The sequence below is a fragment of the Candidatus Methylarchaceae archaeon HK02M2 genome, assembly GCA_024256165.1.
Taxonomy (GTDB): Archaea; Thermoproteota; Nitrososphaeria; order Nitrososphaerales; family JACAEJ01; genus HK02M2.
Genome location: JAKLZG010000049.1, coordinates 1 through 22,647 on the forward strand (window position 1 = coordinate 1; position 22,647 = coordinate 22,647).

At 35.9% G+C, this 22,647-nt stretch carries 19 protein-coding genes and 1 tRNA gene; 16 read left to right on the forward strand and 4 right to left on the reverse strand.

The window, feature by feature from the left end:
- Together L6N96_03925 and L6N96_03930 are read right to left on the reverse strand one after the other, a co-directional pair.
- On the reverse strand, positions 1 to 385 hold a 385-nt coding region (locus L6N96_03925; GenBank protein MCP8323308.1), incomplete at its 3' end, for a hypothetical protein.
- Positions 386 to 1,192 carry an ABC transporter ATP-binding protein gene (locus L6N96_03930; protein MCP8323309.1) on the reverse strand — a complete coding sequence of 269 codons (807 nt, stop codon included), beginning with the start codon at positions 1,190 to 1,192 and terminating at the stop codon, positions 386 to 388.
- Positions 1,193 to 1,330: 138 nt separating this feature from the next.
- Between L6N96_03930 and L6N96_03935 the strand changes: the two genes are divergently transcribed.
- From L6N96_03935 to L6N96_03970, 8 genes are all read left to right on the forward strand, one after another.
- Positions 1,331 to 2,254: a translation initiation factor eIF-2B gene (locus tag L6N96_03935; protein ID MCP8323310.1), complete on the forward strand. Its 924-nt coding sequence runs from the start codon at positions 1,331 to 1,333 to the stop codon at positions 2,252 to 2,254.
- A gap of 1,001 nt (positions 2,255 to 3,255) precedes the next feature.
- A complete protein-coding gene (locus L6N96_03940; protein MCP8323311.1) occupies positions 3,256 to 4,182 on the forward strand; it encodes a hypothetical protein in 927 nt (308 codons plus the stop codon).
- Between the two features lie 285 nt (positions 4,183 to 4,467).
- Positions 4,468 to 5,130, forward strand: coding sequence for an HAD family hydrolase (locus L6N96_03945; protein ID MCP8323312.1), 663 nt, complete (start codon positions 4,468 to 4,470; stop codon positions 5,128 to 5,130).
- A gap of 97 nt (positions 5,131 to 5,227) precedes the next feature.
- Complete coding sequence (gene cdhA, locus L6N96_03950) at positions 5,228 to 7,600, forward strand: CO dehydrogenase/acetyl-CoA synthase complex subunit alpha (GenBank protein MCP8323313.1); 2,373 nt, start codon at positions 5,228 to 5,230, stop codon at positions 7,598 to 7,600.
- On the forward strand, positions 7,593 to 8,132 hold the full coding sequence (gene cdhB / locus L6N96_03955) for a CO dehydrogenase/acetyl-CoA synthase complex subunit epsilon (protein ID MCP8323314.1): 540 nt from the start codon (positions 7,593 to 7,595) through the stop codon (positions 8,130 to 8,132). Before cdhA ends, cdhB begins: the two co-directional genes overlap by 8 nt.
- A gap of 446 nt (positions 8,133 to 8,578) precedes the next feature.
- Complete coding sequence (locus L6N96_03960) at positions 8,579 to 9,187, forward strand: DUF99 family protein (protein MCP8323315.1); 609 nt, start codon at positions 8,579 to 8,581, stop codon at positions 9,185 to 9,187.
- A gap of 181 nt (positions 9,188 to 9,368) precedes the next feature.
- Positions 9,369 to 10,910 (forward strand): Ig-like domain-containing protein, encoded by a 1,542-nt coding sequence (locus tag L6N96_03965; protein ID MCP8323316.1) that lies wholly within the window; start codon positions 9,369 to 9,371, stop codon positions 10,908 to 10,910.
- A 186-nt stretch (positions 10,911 to 11,096) separates the two neighbouring features.
- Positions 11,097 to 11,780 (forward strand): 5-formyltetrahydrofolate cyclo-ligase, encoded by a 684-nt coding sequence (locus tag L6N96_03970; GenBank protein MCP8323317.1) that lies wholly within the window; start codon positions 11,097 to 11,099, stop codon positions 11,778 to 11,780.
- Between the two features lie 51 nt (positions 11,781 to 11,831).
- Here L6N96_03970 and L6N96_03975 read toward each other — a convergent pair whose 3' ends face one another.
- On the reverse strand, positions 11,832 to 12,671 hold the full coding sequence (locus tag L6N96_03975) for a class I SAM-dependent methyltransferase family protein (GenBank protein ID MCP8323318.1): 840 nt from the start codon (positions 12,669 to 12,671) through the stop codon (positions 11,832 to 11,834).
- Between the two features lie 134 nt (positions 12,672 to 12,805).
- Between L6N96_03975 and L6N96_03980 the strand changes: the two genes are divergently transcribed.
- The 4 genes from L6N96_03980 to L6N96_03995 all read left to right on the forward strand — a co-directional run bounded on the left by L6N96_03980 (position 12,806) and on the right by L6N96_03995 (position 17,469).
- Positions 12,806 to 13,402 (forward strand): PH domain-containing protein, encoded by a 597-nt coding sequence (locus L6N96_03980; protein MCP8323319.1) that lies wholly within the window; start codon positions 12,806 to 12,808, stop codon positions 13,400 to 13,402.
- A 48-nt stretch (positions 13,403 to 13,450) separates the two neighbouring features.
- The gene (locus L6N96_03985) at positions 13,451 to 14,758 is read left to right on the forward strand and encodes an Nre family DNA repair protein (GenBank protein ID MCP8323320.1); all 1,308 of its coding nucleotides are present in this window, start codon (positions 13,451 to 13,453) and stop codon (positions 14,756 to 14,758) included.
- A 9-nt stretch (positions 14,759 to 14,767) separates the two neighbouring features.
- The gene (locus tag L6N96_03990; GenBank protein MCP8323321.1) at positions 14,768 to 15,580 is read left to right on the forward strand and encodes a radical SAM protein; all 813 of its coding nucleotides are present in this window, start codon (positions 14,768 to 14,770) and stop codon (positions 15,578 to 15,580) included.
- 101 nt (positions 15,581 to 15,681) lie between these two features.
- The gene (locus L6N96_03995; protein ID MCP8323322.1) at positions 15,682 to 17,469 is read left to right on the forward strand and encodes a ribosome biogenesis/translation initiation ATPase RLI; all 1,788 of its coding nucleotides are present in this window, start codon (positions 15,682 to 15,684) and stop codon (positions 17,467 to 17,469) included.
- Here the strand turns inward: L6N96_03995 and L6N96_04000 are convergent.
- Positions 17,466 to 18,026 (reverse strand): winged helix-turn-helix domain-containing protein, encoded by a 561-nt coding sequence (locus L6N96_04000; protein ID MCP8323323.1) that lies wholly within the window; start codon positions 18,024 to 18,026, stop codon positions 17,466 to 17,468. The genes L6N96_03995 and L6N96_04000 overlap by 4 nt on opposite strands.
- A 140-nt stretch (positions 18,027 to 18,166) precedes the next feature.
- Here L6N96_04000 and L6N96_04005 point away from each other — a divergent pair, with 140 nt between their 5' ends.
- The 4 genes from L6N96_04005 (at position 18,167) to L6N96_04020 (ending at position 22,643) form a co-directional block, all read left to right on the forward strand.
- Positions 18,167 to 18,673, forward strand: coding sequence for a hypothetical protein (locus L6N96_04005; protein MCP8323324.1), 507 nt, complete (start codon positions 18,167 to 18,169; stop codon positions 18,671 to 18,673).
- A gap of 11 nt (positions 18,674 to 18,684) precedes the next feature.
- Positions 18,685 to 20,850, forward strand: coding sequence for a CDC48 family AAA ATPase (locus tag L6N96_04010; protein ID MCP8323325.1), 2,166 nt, complete (start codon positions 18,685 to 18,687; stop codon positions 20,848 to 20,850).
- A 53-nt stretch (positions 20,851 to 20,903) separates the two neighbouring features.
- Entirely contained in the window at positions 20,904 to 22,502 is a 1,599-nt protein-coding gene (gene lysS, locus L6N96_04015) for a lysine--tRNA ligase (GenBank protein MCP8323326.1), read from the forward strand.
- Between the two features lie 65 nt (positions 22,503 to 22,567).
- Positions 22,568 to 22,643, forward strand: a tRNA-Arg gene (locus L6N96_04020).
- Positions 22,644 to 22,647: the final 4 nt, after the last annotated feature.

Below are 22,647 nucleotides of genomic sequence, written 5' to 3' on the forward strand. Positions count from 1 at the left end.
TTAAACCGATCATGAAAAAAATGAAGGGAGAAAATAAGATATGAAGTACAATGAATTGAAAAAGAAGATCTGAAAAAATATATTGTCTGGGCTTGATCGCTGATGTGAAAAAGAAATCTAGCTCTGTTTGAAAAGCTGTGATGCCACCTCTTAGGCTCATAACCAGAGTCAAAGCAAGATATATTGAAAAGAAGGCTGAAAGTAAAGTAATCAGGAGATCAAGTTCCAAAAAAAAGGGCATACCTACAAATAATCCAAAGAAAAGGCCAAGAGAATTGATACCTATAAGCGCAAAGATACCTATAAAAAGTCCTGACTTTGAAGATCTGATTGGTCCAAAGTATTGCTTAATTTTAAAGGTGAAAATAGTTATAATTTTACCCAATTATTTTCTCTTCCCGAATAATCCAAAGAATCTTCTTTTCTTTGTTCCTTCCTCGATAACTTCCTCAGTTTCTTGAGTTAACTTAAGAAATATTTCTTCCAAAGTAGAATCCTCGCCTGTTTCGCTGATACGTCTCAGTCTATCCAAATCGCCAGAGACTACATTTCTTCCATAATGAATTATACTGACTCTATTGCATAGTCTTTCAACTGTGTCAAGCATATGTGTTGAGACTAAGACAGACCGATCTTCTTTGAGCATCTCTCTCAATATGTTCTTGATATTATGTTGACCTGTTGGATCAATGCCAATAAGCGGTTCATCAACTATCAAGAAATCAGGATCATGAATAAGAGCGGCTGAGATGGCAAGTTTTTGTTTCATACCTCTTGAATAAGAAACGATGAGATCCTTTCTTCTCTTATACAGATCGAAGAGTTTGAAATAATAGTCGATCTTTTTTTCAATATTATCTGATGAGATATCTCTTATCTTTGCTACGTAACCCAAAAATTCCTCAGCCGTTAAGTATTCAGGTAAAGTAGGATTTTCAGGTAAATAGCCAATACGCATTTTATAATCATAAGGGTTTTCAGAGATGTCTATCCCATCTATCTTTACAATTCCCTTATCCATCTTTAATAAACCTACAATAATCTTTAATGTAGTCGTCTTCCCAGCTCCATTGGGACCCAATAATCCAAATATCTCGCCCCGAGCTATTTTAAGGTCAAGTCCCCTCACCGCTTGATTTCCATTATAACTCTTCCAAAGATTCAAGATTTCAAGCATAATATTAGAACTCATATTACGATCCCTGGATTCATACTATATAAATCGGATCGAATAAGGCTATATTGTTTTTTCCTAAAATCATTAAGATACTTACAAATGTTGTGGTAATAGATTATATAAATTCGTTCAAACTTAATTCAATAGGGAAATATGAGTAATGTAGAAATAAAAGAAAGAATCGAAATGATCAAATCTGACCGAAACCATGGAGCTAGCTGGTTATCGAGACAAGCGTTATATACTTTGAAATTGGTGGCGGAAAGAAGTAATGCAACAACTTGTAATGATTTAATTAGACATTTAATGCAAGTTGGAAAGCAACTGGTGGAAGCTCACCCAAGTATGGCACCATTGACTAACACCATCAGTCACGCTATTTACAATATCTCAGAGAACTCGGAGAGAGACCTTGACTCTTTGAAGAGATTTATAATTTATCGAGTTAAAGAGTTAATCGAAAATTCTCGGAAGTCTATGCTAAAAGCTGCTTTGAATGCATCAAAATTGATTCAAGAAGGAACCACAATTATAACCCATAGTTATAGTTCAACGATAATGGAAGCTATAAACCAGTTAAGAGAAAAAGGAGTTCAAGTTATCATCTCTGAATCAAGACCACTTTATGAAGGTAGGAAAGTTGCTCACGAACTTTCATTACTCGAAATTCCCGTTACTCTTATCATCGATTCTGCCCTTGGATATTTTTCATCTGTAGCTGATGTTGCTCTTGTTGGCGCCGATAGTGTACTTGCAGATGGTTCGATAATCAATAAAATTGGTACTTATCTATTAGCATTAGCAGCAAAAGAATCCAATATTCCATTTTATGTTGTATGTGAGACGAACAAATTCAATATTAAAAGTTATTTAGGTATGAAGATTGAATTGGAACAGAAGGAGAGTTCAGAGATAACCGATGATATATCTGGAGTAAATATTAGAAATCTATATTTTGATATCACGCCCCCAAAATTTGTTTCGCAAATAATCACTGAGGGGAAGGAGTTTAAGCCCAATGAAGTCGTAAGTCATATGAAAAAATATAAAAAGTATCTTGAATGGTTAAAAGAGTAATAATAAGAATATCACTTTTATAGGCTGTGTTTATAACTTTCTCTTTAAGCTTTCCTTTATTAGAATCTTAAGTGAATATTAGTTTGGATAGTCTTAAATTAAACATGAATGTTAATGGCTTCAATCATAGGATCAGAATTTCTTTGATAGTTGTTAGACATTCTTTAAACTTTCAAGCATGAATCCAGTCTTTTTCAGATCAGGTTCATGTGGCATTCTCCTTAGATTCAGGATTCATGATCATTCCACCATACCTTTAAATAATTCACGTACCTCTTATTCGTGAAACTCATCTTTCTGAGCTTTATCATGAGTTTCTTAGCTCTGGCAAGATTTTCATCATGTAAAAGCTTCCTATTAGATAAGGAGAAAAGTTCTCATACAATATCTTAAGCATATTTACGCTCAAAAAAATCCATGATAGGTATGGTGGAGGGGATAATTAAGGATGCCTAGGGAGGATGAGGGAGGATGAGGGAGGGCGGTAGGGGATGGTCAGGGAGGGTCAGGGAGGATGATGTTTTCTTAAAATCATTTTTTTACTATAATGTACACTATATAGTGATACTAAAAAAGGTACTGTAAGCCCCTACTATTAATACCCGATACTCCTCCGTCATCCTTATAATCGTCTTTTAGCAACCTGTCATCACCCCTTCACATATGTTCACTATCCCTCAACCCCTTTCAATATCCCTTTGAGGCTTGCGAATATATTTGTTTGATTTTGAAGATTAATTTTAAGTTTCTAATACCTAAATCTTAAATTACTCTTAGCAATGGTAATGAAACCGTAAGCTTGCTAAATTGGATTTTTTAAGAAGGAAGATAATATATCGGAATATTCCCTGCTTTCATATGACGAATATAATATAATTCTATCTCGATAACTTTGTAATCATCTCTACTCATACATTCCTTTATTATAGTCAAAATATTAACAAAGAAAGATTTGATAAATAGACATATATTAGCAGTATCCAAATAAGGATTCGGATATTATGAGAAAGTTATCTCCAGATTTTATACATGAATTAAAGCTTGGTGATTTAAATTCTATTTTAGAAAGAGTAAAGGATGACAATACCTTGGATTTTCAGATCAGAGATGACTATGTGAATATTTATTATAGAGGGGGGAATTTAATAAAGATCGAAAAATTAAAGAGTAGTAGCAATAAATTCATGTTTTCATTTGACGAAAAATATGCAAGGAATACTAAATTAAGACTACCAGAGAAATCAGATATTAAAGGATGGATAGAGATCATTCCTCAATTAAAACATATGATGGACCTTTATTTTACGACTTTAGAGAAAAACGAAAGAGAATTTCAACAACTTGTTGTAAGGGAAAACAATTACACCAGCATTTCAAAGTCAACGGATTACTTCATAGTTGATGTTGAATATGATAATCGTTTAGGTGCCCGCTTTGATCTGATTGCCATTGAATGGGAGTCTAAAGGGACCATAAGGAAACTTACAAAGGGATACAAGCCCAAACTTGTTTTTCTAGAAATAAAATACGGTGATGGAGCACTAAAGGGTAGCTCTGGAATAAAAAAACACATCGAAGATTTTAAGAAATTTCGATCATCCAATAATTATCAAGAAATAAAAGAAGAAATGAAGGAAATATTCAAACAAAAGAGAGATCTAAGATTAATAGCTGGTTTACAAAGCAACATTCATCCTATAGAAGATTTTTCGGATAATATTGATCTTGTCTTTTTAGTAATTAATCATGATCCAGAGAGTAGAAAATTGAAAAGAATCTTAGATGAGATTGAAGAAATCCATCAAGATATAGAATTCAATATCGGATTTTGCGTTAGTAATTTCATGGGTTATGGATTATTTAAACAAAATATTTTCGGTATAGCAAAATTTAAGGAAAGATTTGAAAAGCAGATATACTGTAAATGACAAAAAGGTAAAAACTATCTTCGATGGCCTTTTTAGTTGTAAAAGCTAACGATTCGTTCAAGGAGTTTTAAAAACATATTTCAAAAGTTAAGTGCAGATATAACCTAATTTAATTTAATTTAATAAAAACCATTAAATCTAATCATGTATAAGATCGTATTTTGATTATTTATTTACAGATACTAAAACTATTATCCATAGGTATAGTATAAAGATGGAATGACATAGCCTTCGATTAAATTTATAAAGAATTTATAAAAAATTAATGATGATTGTCGAGGGAATTTGAGTATAAAAGCAGTAATTTTTGATCTAGATGGGACATTGGTCAAATTTGCCTTAGATATCACAAATGCACGAAAAGAAGCCATCACAGAGATCAAAAGAATAGGGATAAATGCTGAGAATTTAAATAACTTGAATGTTTATTTAATGCTCAAAGTTATAAAAAGTCGTACCGATGCCAATACTTACCTTAAATTAAAACAATCAGTATGGAGAATAGTCGAAAAATTTGAACTTAAAGCATCAAAATGCGTTAACATACAACCCGATGCACTTAATACTTTAATCTTTATCAAAAAGCTTGGGTTAAAATTAGCTTTAGTAACCAATAATGGGCGTAAAGCCACATACAATATCATTAAAAAGTTTAAATTTGATAATTTCTTCGACACAATTATCACAAGAGAAGATTCTAAAGAATTAAAGCCTGATGGTTTAAGCATAGGAAGATCAATAAAAATCCTAGGGATAAAGTCGCAAGAGGCTATTTACGTCGGAGATAGTGTGATAGATGTCTTGGCAGCGAAGAAGGCCGGAGTAATTTCAGTAGCTCTACCGACAGGTATTTCCAGAATAAGTGATCTAGTTAAAACTAAACCCGATTTTATTATAGGCTCCTTACAAGATATGATGGATTTAATCAATCGCTACTTTCACTACTAAAAGATTATATATAACAATTGTTATAACCCTTAATATGGATTTACATTATTATTTAATAAAAGATTATAAGCATCACAAGGGGAGGCATTGATATAAATTGACATCTAGAAAGAATGTTAAATTCAAGTTTGACAAGTTGAAGAGCGAGACAGCCGAGATCGATGGACTAGAAGTTTCGATAGGTAAGTTAATTCGTGAAAAATGGGATGAACCATACGGTCCAACACCATCTCCTTCCCTAGCCACGCTCAGAGAATGGGACTTAAAGCTCTTGAAACGTTACAAACCATTCTATCTGCCCTACTGTGATGTCTGTTGCCTCTGCACTATGGGTAAATGTGATCTTACAGCCGGAAAGAGGGGTGCGTGTGGTCTAGATATATGTGCTCAACAATCCAGGATTGTTCTTATAGCTTGTTGTATGGGAGCTGCTACTCATATTGGTCACGCAAGACATCTAGTAGAGCATCTAATAGAAAAATATGGTAGAGATAGTCCGATAGATGTGGGTAGATCTGTTGGTGTTGATATTGAAGCTCCAGTAACTAGGTTGGTTTATGGTGAGAAGCCAGAAACGTTAGGGGATTTAGAAGAAGTGTTAGACTATGTTGAAAAACAAGTCACACAACTTTTAGCGTCTACTCACACAGGTCAAGAAGGAGATAACTTAGATTTTGAGTCAAAAGTTTTCCATGCAGGTATGATCGATCAAGTCGGTATGGAAATTGCTGACCTCGCTCAAATCTCTGTTTACGGCTTTCCAAAAGCTGACCCAGAGGCACCATTAGTAGAGTTAGGGATAGGTGTCATCGATACTACAAAACCCACTATTCTGGTTATAGGTCATAATGTTCCTCCTTCAGTTGAAATCATCAATTACATGGAAGAGTCGGGTCTTTCAGATAGTATTGAAGTTGCAGGGATATGCTGTACATCTATCGATGCTACAAGATATAATCCAAAAGCAAAGATTGTCGGACCTATTTCATGGCAATTAAGGTTCATTAGAAGTGGCATGGCAGATGTAATTGTTGTTGATGAACAATGTATTCGAACAGACGTTGCTATAGAAGCGCAAAAGACGATGACGCCCGTTATCGCTACAGCAGAAAAGAACTGTCTTGGCCTACCTAATCGAACTAACGATCCTGTAGATGAGATCGTAAAAGATCTTGTAGAAGGAAAAGCTCATGGTGCCTTGATATTCGATCCCGATAAGGTAGGAGAGGTCGCTGTAAGGACAGCAACGCTTCTTGCACCTAAGAGGAAGAAGTTCAAAGTTATACCCGAGATAAGTGAAATATTAGAAGGTGCAAGTAAATGTGCACAATGCCGCTTTGCTCCTTGTATGAGGGCTTGCCCGAACAATCTTCCAATTCGTGAAGCGATGGAGCAAGCCGCTAAAGGAGATCTAGAAGGACTTTCTAATCTTTATGAAGTTTGTATTGGTTGTGTGCGTTGTGAGAGCGCATGTACTAACGACTTACCCATCCACAACTATATCGTAGGTGCTTCCATAAAAAAGATGATGGAGGAAAAATACAAGATCAGGTCTGGAAGAGGGCCAATACAAGATGTTGAGATACGAAAGGTTGGTGGGCCTATCGTTTTAGGAGAGATACCTGGGGTTATAGCATTAGTGGGATGCGCAAACTATCCGAAAGGAGGAAATGAAGTTGCAGAAATTGCTGAAGAGTTTGCAAAGCGGAGATTTATAGTAACTACTTCAGGATGTTCAGCAATGTCTATTGGCATGTACCGAGACGAAGATGGTAGAAATCTCTATGAGGTATATCCAGGAGAATTTGATGCAGGCGGTATTGTAAATGTTGGATCTTGCGTCGCTAATCCTCATATAGCAGGTGCAGCAATAAAGATTGCGAGTATCTTTGCAAGACGAAAGCTTAGAGGAAATTATGAAGAAATTGCAGATTATATTCATAATCGAGTTGGTGCAGTAGGTATAGCTTGGGGTGCTATAACTCAGAAGGCGGCATCAATAGCGAGTGGCTTTTGGCGTTTAGGGATACCTGTAATCGTAGGTCCACACGGGTCAAAGTATAGGCGTATGCTATTGGGTAGAAAAGATCGTAAAGAAGATTGGTATGTCTATGATGCTCGTACCGGAGAGAAAGTATTTGTTGGGCCTTGTCCTGAACATCTCTTCTATACTGCTGAAACAAAGGAGGAAGCTATGGTGATGGCCGCAAAGCTCTGTATGAGGCCAAATGATACAGCGAGGGGAAGGATGATTAAGCTTGCACATTATATCGACCTCCACAAGAGGTTCTATAAAGTCATGCCTGACGATATTCACCTTTTTGTGAGAACTGAGACAGATCTACCGATAACGATGAAGGAAGAGATAAAGAAAATACTCGCTGAAAAAGGGTGGAAGGAGAATATTATACCAGACCCTACATTGTTACCAAGAATGGTTCATACAAAGGAGGAGAAGAGTGATGAGTAATGAACCTTGGCAGATAGGTGAAATTGCAGGACCGAAAAAAGCACTCATAATTACAAAGCCTTCCGTAGTTGTGGGTATGGTTAAAAAAGCAAAGCGTACTCTTATGGTTGTTGGTCATCAAACAGCAGAGATCGACTTAGGAGAAGAAAATGCGATCGATTATATGATTAAAATAGCAGACAGATTCAAAATCCCAATCGTAGCTACAGCCAATGCAGTAAGTGAGTTCGTTGAAAGGAATTATCCTATTTCATGGATGTCTGCTATGGACATCGGTAATCGGCTTCAGGACCCAGAGTGGGAAGGACTGGATGGGAAAGGCCAATACGATCTCGTCCTATTTATTGGGATTCCCTACTATATGGAGTGGACGATTCTATCCGGACTTAAACACACTGCTCCTAACCTAAAAACTATCTCTTTAGATAGATATTACCATCCTCATGCATCTTGGTCATTTTCAAATATTAAAATCGATGAATGGGTTACATATTTAAAAACTATCATAGGTCAGATAGAAGAGAAAGCATAGTTCTATCAGGGTTAATTAGTTAAATTCCTTCCTCTAGGTAAGAGGAAGATATTCATGTTATGATCAAGATTTAATGTCCATTTCCAATTAACTTTGTTGATACAGGATTTAATATCAATAAAGCTTTAACATCATAACCAGTACATTTTGAAGATTTCCCAACATACTGCACAGAAGGTATTCGTTAAACTCTGAAATACATTATTCCTTTAAATAATCAAATCTTTTCATATACTTAAAAAGTGTGGCTCAGTCAAATGCCTTCATTTCATTACTTTGTATCGCTCTAAATAACTCTGAATCCTCATCGCCACAAATTAAGTTAATATCTATACATATTTAAAGATTAAAGAAAATATAGTAAACCTCTTCCATTTAGATTATTTGATAACGATTTTTCCAAACCTTAATCTTTAAAGGATGAAATCGTTTTATTTCATATAATCATGCACGTTCGAGTTGAGAAAAAAGGTATTCGTGCTCTTGGGATAGCTGAGAGCTTCAAAAAAGATCAAAGTAAAAGATCAGTATTAGCAGGAGTAGTAATCAGAAGTGATATGATCATAGATGGATTTGTCTTTGGAAGTGCAGAGCTAGGAGGAGATGATGCGACAGATGAGATTGTTAACATGTTTAAAAGATTAAATCGGAATGATATCAATGTGATAATATTATCGGGGAGTGTAATCAGTATGTACAATATCATCGATATAGACTCGGTAGGGCTAAAAACCAATACACCAGTGATAAGTGTTACATTTGAGGAGTCTGAAGGCTTGGAGCCTCATATAAAGCATCATTTTCCAGATTCTTGGGAGAAAAAGTTATCAGCTTATGAACAGCTTGGCTCAAGGGAGATTGTTAAACTTCATACAAATTATAAAATTTTTGTGAGACCTCATGGAATTTCTTTAGAAATCTGTAAAAGAATATTGGATAAATTTACAATTCAGGGCGCCATACCAGAGCCCATAAGATTGGCGAGGCTACTTGCTAGAGCAAAGATTTTTTCAAATATTTTTCAAAAAAATGAACAGTATACTCATAGATTTTAATATTAATAAGATTATTATCATCTAATCAATTAAATATAGATTATAGGATTTTATACGGTTTTGATAATATCTTGATTATATATGGTTTTTAAGGTAGCTTTTCATCCACTTGTTCAAAGATTTTCATTTAACTTTAAGATATAGTATAAATATTAGTAAAGGTAAAATATGTCGATAAAATATGAATCGTACACGTATTCTAACACTATCTACTTTCACTTTAATGATCATTTTAGCTACAACATGCATTCCTGTAGTATTAGCTCAGGATCCAGATGACTATATTGTAACAGAAGCTATTGCAAACAATCTAGTAATAATAACTTCTGAAGGTGGAAGAGGCGTTATACATGACTTCATTGGTACGGCTGTGCCTTCCGGAGTAGCCATAGATTCTGAGGGGAATTATATAGTAACAGAAGCTAATACAGACAAACTAGTTAAAATAACAACTGAAGGTGTAAGAACAGTGATATTTAATTTCGCTCCTAATTCAGGACCTTTGGGTGTAGCCATAGATTCTGAGGGGAATTATATAGTAACAGAATGGGAAGCAGACAATCTAGTAAAAATTACTCCTAATGGTATAAGGAGCGAGATATTCTCCTTTAATTCAGCAACACACCCTTCCGGAGTAGCCATAGATTCTGAGGGGAATTATATAGTAACAGAAGAAGCTGCAAACAATTTAGTCAAGATAACTCCAGAGGGAGCAAGAACAATTATACATGATTTCGTTAGCGCGCCTTATCCTTATAGTGTAGCCATAGACTCTGAAGGTGATTATATAGTAACAGAACATAATGCTAACAAGCTTGTCAAGATAACTCCTGGTGGAGTAAGAACAGAAATATACGAATTCGATGGTGGGACTAATCCTATAGGTGTAGCCATAGACTCTGAAGGTGATTATATAGTAACAGAAGCTAGTGTAAACAAACTAGTTAAAATAACAACTGAAGGTGTAAGAACAGAAATATACGAGTTCGATGGTGGGACTTTTCCTTGGGGTGTGGCTGTTTATCCCGATCTAATTCCGCCAACCATTTCAATCACCTTCCCTATAAGTGGTTCTTACGTTGGAAATATTACGGTAGTTGAAGGTACAAGTGAAGATGTACATTCTGTTATTGAAAAGGTAGAAGTCAAGATCGATGATGGTTCTTGGCAGTTGGCAACAGGAACAACATCTTGGTCCTGCTCTTTGGACACTACAAGTGTTGTTGCTGGTAGCCACACAATCACTGCAAGGGCAACTGATAACAACAACAACACAGATACTACTAGCGTTAATGTGATCGTCGATAATTTACCACCATCACTTTCTATCATTTCACCTACGAGTGGCTCTGAATTAACGTCATCAATCGTTACAGCTATGTGGACTGGTTTAGACGCTGGTTCAGGAATAGATCATTACGAAGTCAAGTTAGATGGAGGTTCATGGATCAATGTTTTAACTTCTAATAACCATAACTTTTCAGGAGTAAGTGATGGAAGCCATACCGTTTACGTCAAGGCTGTAGATGGAGTTGGCAACTCAAAGGAGGCTAGTGTTAACTTCACTGTTAATGCAGGGCTTATATTCGGACTTGACTTGACTACTATAGCGATTTTGGGTGCAGCGTTCATAATTGTAATTGTCATTATTGTCTATCTAATACTCAGAGGAAGGAAACCTCCGACTACACCTCCATCTACTCCAACACCTCCACCAACTTAATTATACTCCACACTGAAGACAGATGTAACATAATAACTAGGTAAGTGTAAACTCTCAGTTCATTCTCGGATATTAAGATTTCTCGAAAATCTTATGTTTGTATCTACAAATTTTTAAAAGAGTTGTTAATTATACTCCATGTTTTTGTTGGAGAAGGAGATTATCCGAAAAAAAATTTGGAAGTTGATGGAAGAATCTGGTATAGCAAGGTTTCCAAAACCTATTACAGGTAGAATTCCAAACTTTGAAGGTTCAGATAAGGCTGCACAAAGGCTGATTAACCTAAAAGAATTTACAAGTGCAAAAGTAGTAAAAGTCAACCCAGATTCTCCCCAATCACAAGTGAGAAGAGGTGCACTTTTGAGTGGAAAATTGTTGATTATGCCTTCTCCAAGGCTCGGGAAGGGTTTTATACTTTTAGATTCAAAAAGGATTCAAAAAACATTTTTAAAAAAAGCTTCAACAATAAAGGGTGCCTTCGAATATGGAAGATTTTGCTCTCTTGAAGAATTACCTAAAGTTGACTTAATAGTTGCTGGGTCTGTAGCTGTTTCTAAGGATGGAGTAAGGGTAGGCAAAGGAGGAGGATATAGCGAAATAGAATACGGAATTTTAAGAGAACTCGGTTTAATTGGTGAAGATACGCCTATTTTCACCACAGTTCATGATGTCCAGATAATTGAAAAGGCTATAAAAGAAGATCATGATTTTATAGTAGATGCCGTAATTACATCAAGTAAAGTGATAAGGATAGAAAGGAAATCCTCCGAACCCAAAGGTATAATTTGGGATAAGCTTACCAAACAAAAATTGGAAAAAATGCCCATACTTATTGAGTTAAAGAGGATTTTAAATTCTAAAATCCAATAATGTATTTTGAAGTATATAGATAAAACGCCGTTTAAAAATAATCCATTAACTTTAAACAATGACCAAATCTAGGACTAATTGATTCCATCTTGGACCCACTTCCCTCACTACTCTGGTTTCCGATATTTTGTAAGGTACTTTCAGAGATGATTTAACTTCTTTTTCGGCTTCCTTTATCGGATCCTCACCTTTTGGAGCATGTAAGTGAGTGTAATAATGAATTATGCCACCCTTTGGTTTTAATGCACGAATAGCAATATCCATATAATCGATTGCCTTTTCTGGTAGCGGCATCAATACTCTATCTCCAAACCCTTTAAGAGAGTCTTCTATCACAGACTTTGCGTCTCCTAAAAACGGTATCACCCTGTCAACAACTTTATTCAATTTAATATTTTCCACCATAAGATCATATGCATATGGGTTTAAATCTATACTGAAAATTTTGGATTCTGGTTGATTTTTTGCAATTATTATTGAAAAGGACCCCACACCGGCGAACATATTGATTATCGTCTCTCCACTCTTCACCTTTTTAGCTATACGGGCTCTTTCAGTAGAAAGTCTAGGAGAGAAATAGACTTTTGCAACATCTACTTTAAAAATACAGCCATATTCTTTGTACAATGTTAATGTCTTGTCATCCCCCAAGATATACTCTAAATCTCTTGTACGATATTCTCCTGAGACCGATGTTGATTGCCTTAATACTGTCTTGATAGATTTAATTTTATTAAGAATTGTCTCAGCAATGATATACTTCTTGTCTAAAAGAGGTTCGGGTATCTTTATGATAGCGATATCTCCAATTATATCAAAGCTACTATATATTTGATGAATTTCATCAGTTGTCAGAACTTTTTCCAACTCTCTCTTTAACATCTTCGTCATTACTATAGAACCTCAGATCTATCTATCCATTATTCATAAGAATTTAATTTATTAACGTATTTACTGGTTTTTCCTAATACAATCTAGTATGGTTGTAAGATTTAAATCAAAGATAGAAATCTAAGTTGATTAATATGAAAGAAATTCTAATAAAAATCGGTGAGGAATTCAAACCTTCACTACAATTTAAAAAACTTTACTTCATTTATTTAATTTTAGCAATTCCGATCGTTGTTCTAACATGGTATATTCCTGTAACAATCTTTGCTCCATACATAGTCATCCTTATAGTGAGTCTTGTCGTTTTATTACCAATTCTGATTATCTTGATCTTCACAGCCTACTGGATTCCGAAATATTATGATACGATGCTCTATAAACTTACTAACAGTGAGATGACATGGAGAAGGGGAGTATGGTTCAAGAAAACAGGAATTATTCCTTATAATAGGATAACAAATATCGATATTGCTCAAGGTCCTATCTCGAGAGGGTTGAGAATAGCATCGCTTAAGATCCAGACTGCCGGCTATTCAGCACCTTCAAGTGGGCGTGCTGAAATAAGAATTGATGGTATTGAGCGGTTTGAGGAATTGAGAGAACAGATAATGGACCTTGTTAGAGGTAAGAAACCGATAGCAGTAGAGACGTACGAAGAAGATATCAATTTAAAAATTCATAATGAATTGGTGAAAATTAGAGAGTTGCTAGAAAAATCTTCAGAAAAATGATTAAGATATTAAATAAAAAATATGCATAAAAATTAATGTGGGTCACTCTTGAATAAATTCGAATGGAATAAGGGTGAATTTTTCCAAAGAGAAAAATGGGTTCCATTTAATGATAATATCAAAATGATAGGAAAACCATCATCTTTATGCTTAATTTGTAAAGGAGGACGGATGTTATGTGGAAAATTTCGGTGTCCGATAATCACTAAGGTTCAATCTTTAATTAAAACATCATCTTCAATTCCATTGACAAAAAATCTTCAAGGATCAACTCCACCTGGTACTTTTGTAGGACGTTTTGGCTATCCCAAAATTTTCATTGGTCCAATGCTTCCTCCATATCATGGTGATACGGAAATACTTGATACCCCTGAGCTTTGGGTAGGTAAATCAATTGACGAGATATTGGATTATCGATATAGTTTAGTTAGGGGTATGGTTAGGATGAATGTATCAGATGCAGCAATGGGCACAAATTTGCTCGATATAATTCAAGAGGTTTCAATGGGAATATCGTCAATAGACTCTGAAGCATCTTTTACTAAAAAACCAAAAGGAGTTTTATCCTTAGGTAGAGATACCCAACCTTTCGGCCCTTCAGCACCATTGAAATCCTTCAAAACTTCTACTATTAAAGTTGACAAAGTTATTGAAAAAGCCTACTATGACAGGGATTTAGGAGCAGTAGAGGGTATTAAAGAATTATATAACAAAAGCATTCCTATCAGTAGAATTCAACGTGCTTTTAGCGTTGGTATGCTCGGGAGAGGTAATAAGAGAAGGTTGGTACCTACTAGATGGAGCATTACAGCAATAGACAACATAATATCAAATGAATTGATAAAAGAGATAAAACAATATGATACTTTGGATGAATATGAGGTATATTCATTTATAAATTTAGATAACATTTTCCTTGTGATATTCATTCCGGAAAGATGGAGCTTCGAATGGATAGAAGCATGGTTTCCAGGGACTGTCTGGAATGTAGATGGGAAATATCCTTCAATAATGGGCGATTCTGAAGGTTATATGGGCAGGTCTACTTATGCTGAAGTAGGTGGATGTTACTATTCTGCAAGATTAGCAGCAACTGAAAAACTGAAATTTATTAAAAAGCAAGCGAAAATTTTAATGTTAAGAGAAATTCGACCAGGCTACATCTTACCTGTTGGTGTTTGGAATGTTAGAGAAAGTATAAGGCATGCCTTAAGGAAAGAACCAAAGAGGTTCTATGATTTGAAAACTACTCTTAATTATGCTTGCAAAATCCTAACAATCCCTTTTGAGAGATGGATAGAAAATAGTCATATATTAAAAGAAGCACTCTTCCAAAGGAAGATTACAGATTTCTAAGGAGTCTTTATGATTAAATATTCCACAATTAATTGTAGTGTCGCAATCTCACATAGTAAACTTCCAGGCTTGGACTATTCATTGAATCCCTACTTCGGATGTGAACATGGTTGTATCTACTGCTATAGCCCCTCTGTCTTTAGAAATAAAGAAATTGTAAAGAATTGGGGTAAGTTCGTAAAGGCAAAGATAAACATAGTAGATGTATTGTCCAAGCAGTTAAAGAAGATTCCTAAAGGTGTAGTCGGAATGAGCACAGTCACAGATCCCTATCAACCTCTCGAAGCAAAGTTACAATTGAGTAGAAGGTGCATCGAGGAACTTTCTGCGAATGAGTTTCCAATTTCAATCCAGACAAAATCTGATCTTGTTTTGAGAGACAAAGATTTGATAAAGTCAGAAGGATTTGATATTGGAGTTACCTTGATAACACTTGATAATGACTTAGCTAGAAGGTTAGGGCCAAGAACATCATCACCAGAGTCTCTTATTCAAGTTCTAGAGGAGTTGTCTGAAAGAGGAGTAGATACTTGGATATTTTACGGGCCTGTAATACCAGAGATAAATGATGGAGAAGATAATATAATTAAATTAGTTAACCTAGCGAAAAAAACAAAGAGCGAATTAATCTACGATCGACTTAACCCAAAGTTTTGGGTCCTAGATTCTATGGAACCGTTTCTTGAAAAGGAAAAGCCAGGACTTAAGTATCGTTTACCAAATCTCATTAAACAGAATTCAGAATATTGGTGTATATTTAGAGAAAAGATAGAGACAATATGTTCAAAAAAAGGTGTGCGTTGTAAGCCTGCATTTACTTAACCATTAAATTTATTATATTATTAAATTACGAAATAGATAGGTTTTTGAATTATTTAATATGTTAGCTTTATAGTATATTTTTCATTCTCAATGTGATAAAATTGGTCCATCGTATAGCTGTTCTTGATAAGGAAAGATGCCAACCAAAGAAATGTGGATTAGAATGCTATCGACTCTGTCCAGGGGTGAAGATGGGTGAAAAGACCATAATCTTTGGTGAAGATGGCAAACCTATCATAAGTGAAGAACTATGTACAGGTTGTGGCATCTGTATAAAGAAGTGCCCCTTCGATTCGATCAGGATACTCAACTTAGCAGAAGAGTTAAAGGAAGATAAAGTTCATCAATATGGCCCCAATGGTTTCAGGCTGTATAGATTACCGATCCCAAGAAATGGGGTTGTAGTAGGATTGGTCGGAAAGAACGGAATCGGAAAAACTACAGCATTAAAAATCCTTTCTGGTAACCTTAAACCAAATATGGGCCTGACAGATAATCCTCCTGATTGGGATAAGATTTTAGACCATTTTCAAGGAACAGAGCTAAAAAATTACTTTGAAAAGATATCAGCAGAAGAATTGAAAGTCTCCTTCAAACCTCAAGCGGTATATAAGCTATCTAGTGCATGGAAAGGAGATGCTTTATCTTTGCTAAAAAGGTTCGATGAAAAAGGAGAGATGGATGATTTAGTAGATAGACTCAATCTTGAAGAATCTTTATGCAAACCTAGTAAAGAGCTTAGTGGTGGTGAGCTCCAAAGGTTGGCGATAGCCATATGTGCGTTAAAGGTTGCTGACATCTACTTCTTCGATGAGCCCTCATCTTTTAATGATGTACATCAAAGGCTGAGGGTAGCTAAAGTTATATCAGATTTAGCTGAACGAGGAAAGCCTATAATACTTGTAGAGCACGATCTAACAATTCTAGATTATTTAAGCGAGTATGTTCATGTACTTTATGGTGACCCTGGGGGATATGGCGTCGTATCTGGAATCATGTCTGCAAGAGTTGGTATCAACGCGCTTCTTGATGGTTATTTACCTGCTGAAAATGTGAGATTCAGGGATGAACCTATAACTTTCGATATTTACGCTCCAATCAGTGATTCATTGCAGACACCAACTATGATAGAGTATCCAAACCTAGTAAAATCTTATTCAAGCTTTGACTTGAATGTATCACATGGCTCGATAAAGGAGGGGGAGATACTGGGAATCTTAGGTGGAAATGCACTAGGTAAGACTACATTTATGAAAATTATTGCGGGTATAGAAAAACCTGACAAAGGGATTATAGAGAGCACTGTAAAAGTATCATATAAACCACAATACCTTACTGCTGACTTTGAGGGGGACGTAAAGAGCCTTCTAGATAATGTATCGGGGGGCGAAATAGACACAAGTTTGAATCGATCTTTAATCATTAACCCATTAAATGTTCATAGGCTTTATGATAAACAAGTGACGGAGTTAAGTGGTGGAGAGTTACAAAAAGTAGCTGTTGTGTCATGCTTATTGAGGGATGCTGATATTTATGCATTAGATGAACCCTCAGCTTTTATGGATGTAGAGGATAGAATTGCTTTTGCAAAGGTAACTCAAAGATTTGTTAAAACCAAAGAAAAATCTGCCATAATCGTAGATCACGATGTTCAAATCATAGATATTGTATCTGATTCATTAATGATATTTACAGGAGAACAAGGTTTGAAAGGAGAGGTTACACCTCCAATGGTGAAGGAAAAAGGGATGAATATTTTCCTTAAAGACTTAGGTGTAACTTATAGACGAGATATCGACACTAGTAGACCGAGAGTAAATAAGCCAGATAGTAAACTAGATAGGGAACAAAAGAAGAGGAATTCTTACTATTATGTCCCAAAAACCTAGATTTTTTGTACTAGATTTTTAAACTTCATTTTAACTTGTTCAATATCCAATCCAAAATATTTTACGATATTTCCGATTTCCTTTTCATAATCTTCAGAAATGGAAACATAGAATAAAATCTCTTCAAAATTTGTATATTTTGCCTCCATCATTATCTGCTTTTGGAGGCTTTCTAAATCGAAAAGTTGTTGCAAAATTCTCATTTCTTTCTCTTTTATTGACTTCAGCTTTCTTTTCAATATATATTTCTCATAATCGATCTTTTGGAGAGTATCATATGCATTTTTTTTCGGTATACTTTGCTCAACTTCAGTCAACTCTGCTTTACCATGATCCTTTTTGTAGGCACAAAAATATGTAATCGCCTTCCATTCATCAAGATATAAGTAAATATGGGAAGCCAAACCATAAAGGTTTTTAACCAAACCTAGACTTCCATCAGAAATGTAAGAAGAGACAATTTTCTCCTTTTGGAGAAGTTTAAGATGTTTGAGAACAGCTTGTGGGCTTATTTCTAATGAACTTGAGAGTTCTGCTAAGCATCTCGGCCTTTCCATCAAGAGGTTGATCAGTCGTACTCTCGTAGTCGAACTTAGAATTTCAAGTAGCTTGCCGGAAAGTTCCATTTTGATCAGTATATATTATTGAGAAATATTTATAAGTTTAACCATAGGTTAATAACCATAGGATAAGTTATATGTTTGTGAGAAAAAAGAAGTTCCATGATATATTAGATGAATTGGACCGAGTTCTTGATGGTATGGAAGATGATATTGAAAATATGTTGAAGAATATATACGAATCTGGGTCGAAATTTCTTCCTAAACCTATAGTTTATGGATTGTCGATGAAGGTTGATCCTAATGGCGAACCTATACTAAAACTCTTTGGTGATAGAAATTTGCTAGAAGAGGGTTTTAGAGAACCGGTATACGACCAAATTATAAACAAAGATGAGGGCAAGGTAAAGCTTTTTATTGAACTTCCTGGGGTGGAGAAAAAAGACATCGAGTTAAACATTTTAGAAGATGAGGCAACAATATCAGCTATTCATAACGATATTAAGTATAAAGCAAGGATTAAGTTTAAAGCAAGTGTCGATCCAACAAGCGGATCCGCCTCTTGCCATAATGGAGTTTTAGAGGCAACATTTAAACTTAAGAATAAAAATTATAAAAGGTACACAAAAATTAAAGTAAAGTAAGGGATTGTTAAATGAGCCAACAGTACATATCTCTAAAGGTTTTAGAAGCATATACTAGAGATGTAGGTAGAGGAGTAGCAAGAATAGATTACGACACTATGGATGCCCTAGGTGCATCTACAGGAGATATTGTAGAGATTAGGAGTAAAAGGCGAACAGTGGCCAAATGCTTACCTCTTTATCCTTCAGATGAAGGTAGAGGCGTAATAAGGGTCGATGGTTTAATAAGGAACAATGCAGGGGCAGCTATCGGAGACACAGCAATTATTAAAAAGATTAAGGCTCAACCTGCTGTCAAGATAATTGTAGCACCACTAGAAGCAATTCCCCCTATTGACGAGAGATATTTAGCAGACGCTCTTGAAAGCGTCCCTGTCACTAAGGGAGATAATATAATGATCCCATATTTTGGTGGAAGATTAACTTTCCAAGTGGTTGGGATAAACCCTATGGCTGATGCTGTTCTCATAACCCAAAGAACGATTTTTGTAATATCTGAAAGGGGCGAGATACTAAGGGGCGTTCCACAAGTCACCTATGAAGACATAGGTGGTTTAAAAGATGAAATACAAAAAGTAAGAGAAATGATCGAGCTACCATTAAGGCACCCTGAAATCTTTGAAAAGTTAGGTGTAGAGGCACCTAAAGGAGTTTTGCTTTATGGTCCACCTGGAACAGGTAAAACATTACTGGCAAAGGCGGTAGCAAATGAGAGTAACGCTCATTTCATTAATATAAGTGGACCTGAGATCATGAGCAAATTTTATGGAGAGTCAGAAGCCAGACTCAGAGAGATCTTTAAAGAAGCAAGAGAGAGATCACCGACAATTGTTTTCATAGATGAGATCGATTCTATAGCCCCGAAGAGAGAGGAAGTGACTGGAGAGGTTGAGAGAAGGGTAGTGAGTCAACTGTTATCTTTAATGGACGGATTAGAAGCACGAGGGAAGGTCATAGTGATTGCAGCAACAAACAGAGAGAATGCTCTCGATCCGGCATTAAGAAGGCCTGGTAGATTCGATAGGGAAATAGAGATAAAGGTACCTGATAAGAAAGGAAGGCTCGAAATATTGCAGATTCATACTAGAAATATGCCATTGAATGAAGATGTAGACATTAAGAAGTTATCATCCGTAACACATGGATTTGTTGGTGCAGACCTTGAATATTTATGTAAAGAGGCAGCTATGAAAGCTCTGAGAAGGACACTTCCTAAGCTAAAGTTTGAAGAGAATAGGTTGCATCCTGATATTTTGAACAAACTACAAGTGATTGCTATAGATTTTGAAAATGCATTAAAGGATGTTATGCCCTCAGCAATGAGGGAAGTATTTCTAGAATCGCCTGATATTCAATGGAGTGATATAGGTGGCTTAGAGGCTGTCAAAAGAGAACTTCGAGAAGCCGTTGAGTGGCCTTTAAAGTATACAAAGCTATATGAACAGATGGGTTATAGTATGCCTAAAGGCGTCTTGCTTTACGGACCCTCTGGTACTGGAAAAACCCTTTTAGCAAAAGCTGTTGCTACTGAAAGTGAAGCTAACTTTATCAGCATAAGGGGACCAGAGCTACTTTCTAAGTGGGTAGGAGAATCGGAGCGTGGCGTGAGAGAGGTATTTAGAAGGGCAAGACAAGCCTCTCCGTGTATCATATTCTTTGATGAGATCGACTCCCTTGCTCCTATAAGAGGTATGGGAGGAGACAGCATGGTAACAGAAAGAGTTGTAAGCCAGCTATTAACAGAATTGGATGGAATTCGGTCGCTCACAAATGTTGTTGTATTAGCTGCCACTAATAGGATAGATATGGTCGACCCAGCGTTAGTAAGGGCAGGCAGATTTGATAAGCTCGTTCAAATACCTGTACCTGACAAGGCTGCAAGGAAAGCTATCTTAGAGATACATGCAAAGGAAAAACCTATTCATGATGTGGACTTTAATTGGGTTGTCGACGCGACTGATGGATTCAGTGGGGCTGATTTAGCTGCTGTAATCAACACAGCAGTTTCTTTGTCGATTCAGGAATACATAGGTAAATATTCAAAGCCAGAAGACGCGAATGAGCATATAGATGAAGCGATAGTAGTTTCGAAGCATATAGAAGAAGCTATTAAAAAGGTAAGGAATTCAAAAGAAGGAAAGATAAGGGAGAGAGTTACCGTACCATACTACAGGTAACGATACCAAATAATAAGTATCCCATTAGATCATCTACTTAAAGTGCCAGAAATATGGAAAAAGGCTTAGCTGAGATCATAGGAAGAGGCACATGGATAGATAAGATAGCAAAAAATATTATTGATCGAGAGAATAAGCTTAGAAGGCCTATAGACGTTCTTCGTGTTGAAAGTGGAATTGGAGCATCAGGTATACCTCACCTTGGTAGTCTCTCAGATGCCATAAGAGCATACGGCATAAAACTAGCTTTAGAAGATAAAGGGAACAGATCAGAATTCATAGCCTTCTCAGACGATATGGATGGATTGAGAAAAGTTCCTGTTGGTTTACCTGATGATCTTTCAAGATTTATTGGAACGCCTGTATCGATGATTCAGGATCCGTTCAGATGTCATGATTCGTATGGAGGCCATATGAGTTCGTTGCTAATAGAAGCATTAGAAAGATGTCATATTGAATACAAGTTCCAATCTGGGACTGAAGCTTATAAAAGAGGATTGATGAACAAAGAAATAACAATCCTTTTAGAGAATGCGGATATCATAGGTAAAAAAATTGCTGAGATTTCAGGTCAGAAAAAGTTCGAGAGAACACTTCCATATTTTCCTTTATGTGATAGATGTAACAGGCTGTACGTTGCGGAAGCATATGAATACATACCTAATGAGAAAAGTGTTCTGTATAGATGTGTAGGTTCTAAGATAGGCGGCAAATGGATCGAAGGCTGTGGTTATGAAGGTAAGGCTATGGTAACTAAGGGTCAAGGAAAGCTCAGCTGGAAAGTTGAGTTCGCAGCTAGATGGTCTGCCTTAGATATAAGGTTCGAAGCATATGGTAAAGATATCGCAGATTCTGTAAAGATTAATGATTGGGTCTCTAACAAGATTCTTGATTATCCACATCCATACCATGTAAAGTATGAGATGTTTCTTGACAAGGCTGGTAAGAAAATCTCGAAGTCTTTGGGTAATGTCTTTACTCCACAAACATGGTTAAGGTACGGCTCTCCACAATCCCTAATACTTCTTATGTTTAAGAGGGTTGCAGGATCACGTAATTTATCTATCGATGACATCCCATTCTATATGGAAGAATACGATCATCTTGAAGATGTTTACTTTGGCAAAATGAAGATAGAAAATCCATCAAAGTTGATAAAGTTAAAGGGGCTATATGAATATGTTAATCTATTGAACCCGCCAATAAAGCCGAGTATCCATCTCCCTTACAAAATGTTGGTCCAGTTAGCATCCTTGGCACCACAAAAGAATAGATTGGAATACATAATTAACAAGCTTAAAAATTATAGAGTTTTAAAGGAGGTCACAAAAGAAGGGATTCAAAGAATAAAGCTTGCATCTAACTGGGCGGATGACTTTAAAACCGTAGAGAAGAGAAAGATAGTCTTAAAAGACAAAGAAAAGAAAGCTGTTAAAGAGCTGGCAGAACTTATTAAAGAAGTCGATGATCACGAAAGGATACAAACTGAGATTTTTGAGATAGCGAGAAAGAACGAAATAGACCCGCCAGTACTATTTAAGATAGCATATAAGATAATAATAGGATCTGACAGAGGTCCAAGGCTTGGCCGTTACATATTAGACATTGGAAAGGATGATGTAAGTAAACTATTACTGGATCAGATAGCTTAAAAACTAAAAAATAAAAATAAAATATTGATTGATGATTAAGTATCAAATTAAATACTTAATCGAAGGGGCCCGTGGCCTAGTATGGATAAGGGCGTCAGCCTGCGGAGCTGAAGATCGTGGGTTCAAATCCCATCGGGCCCGCTTA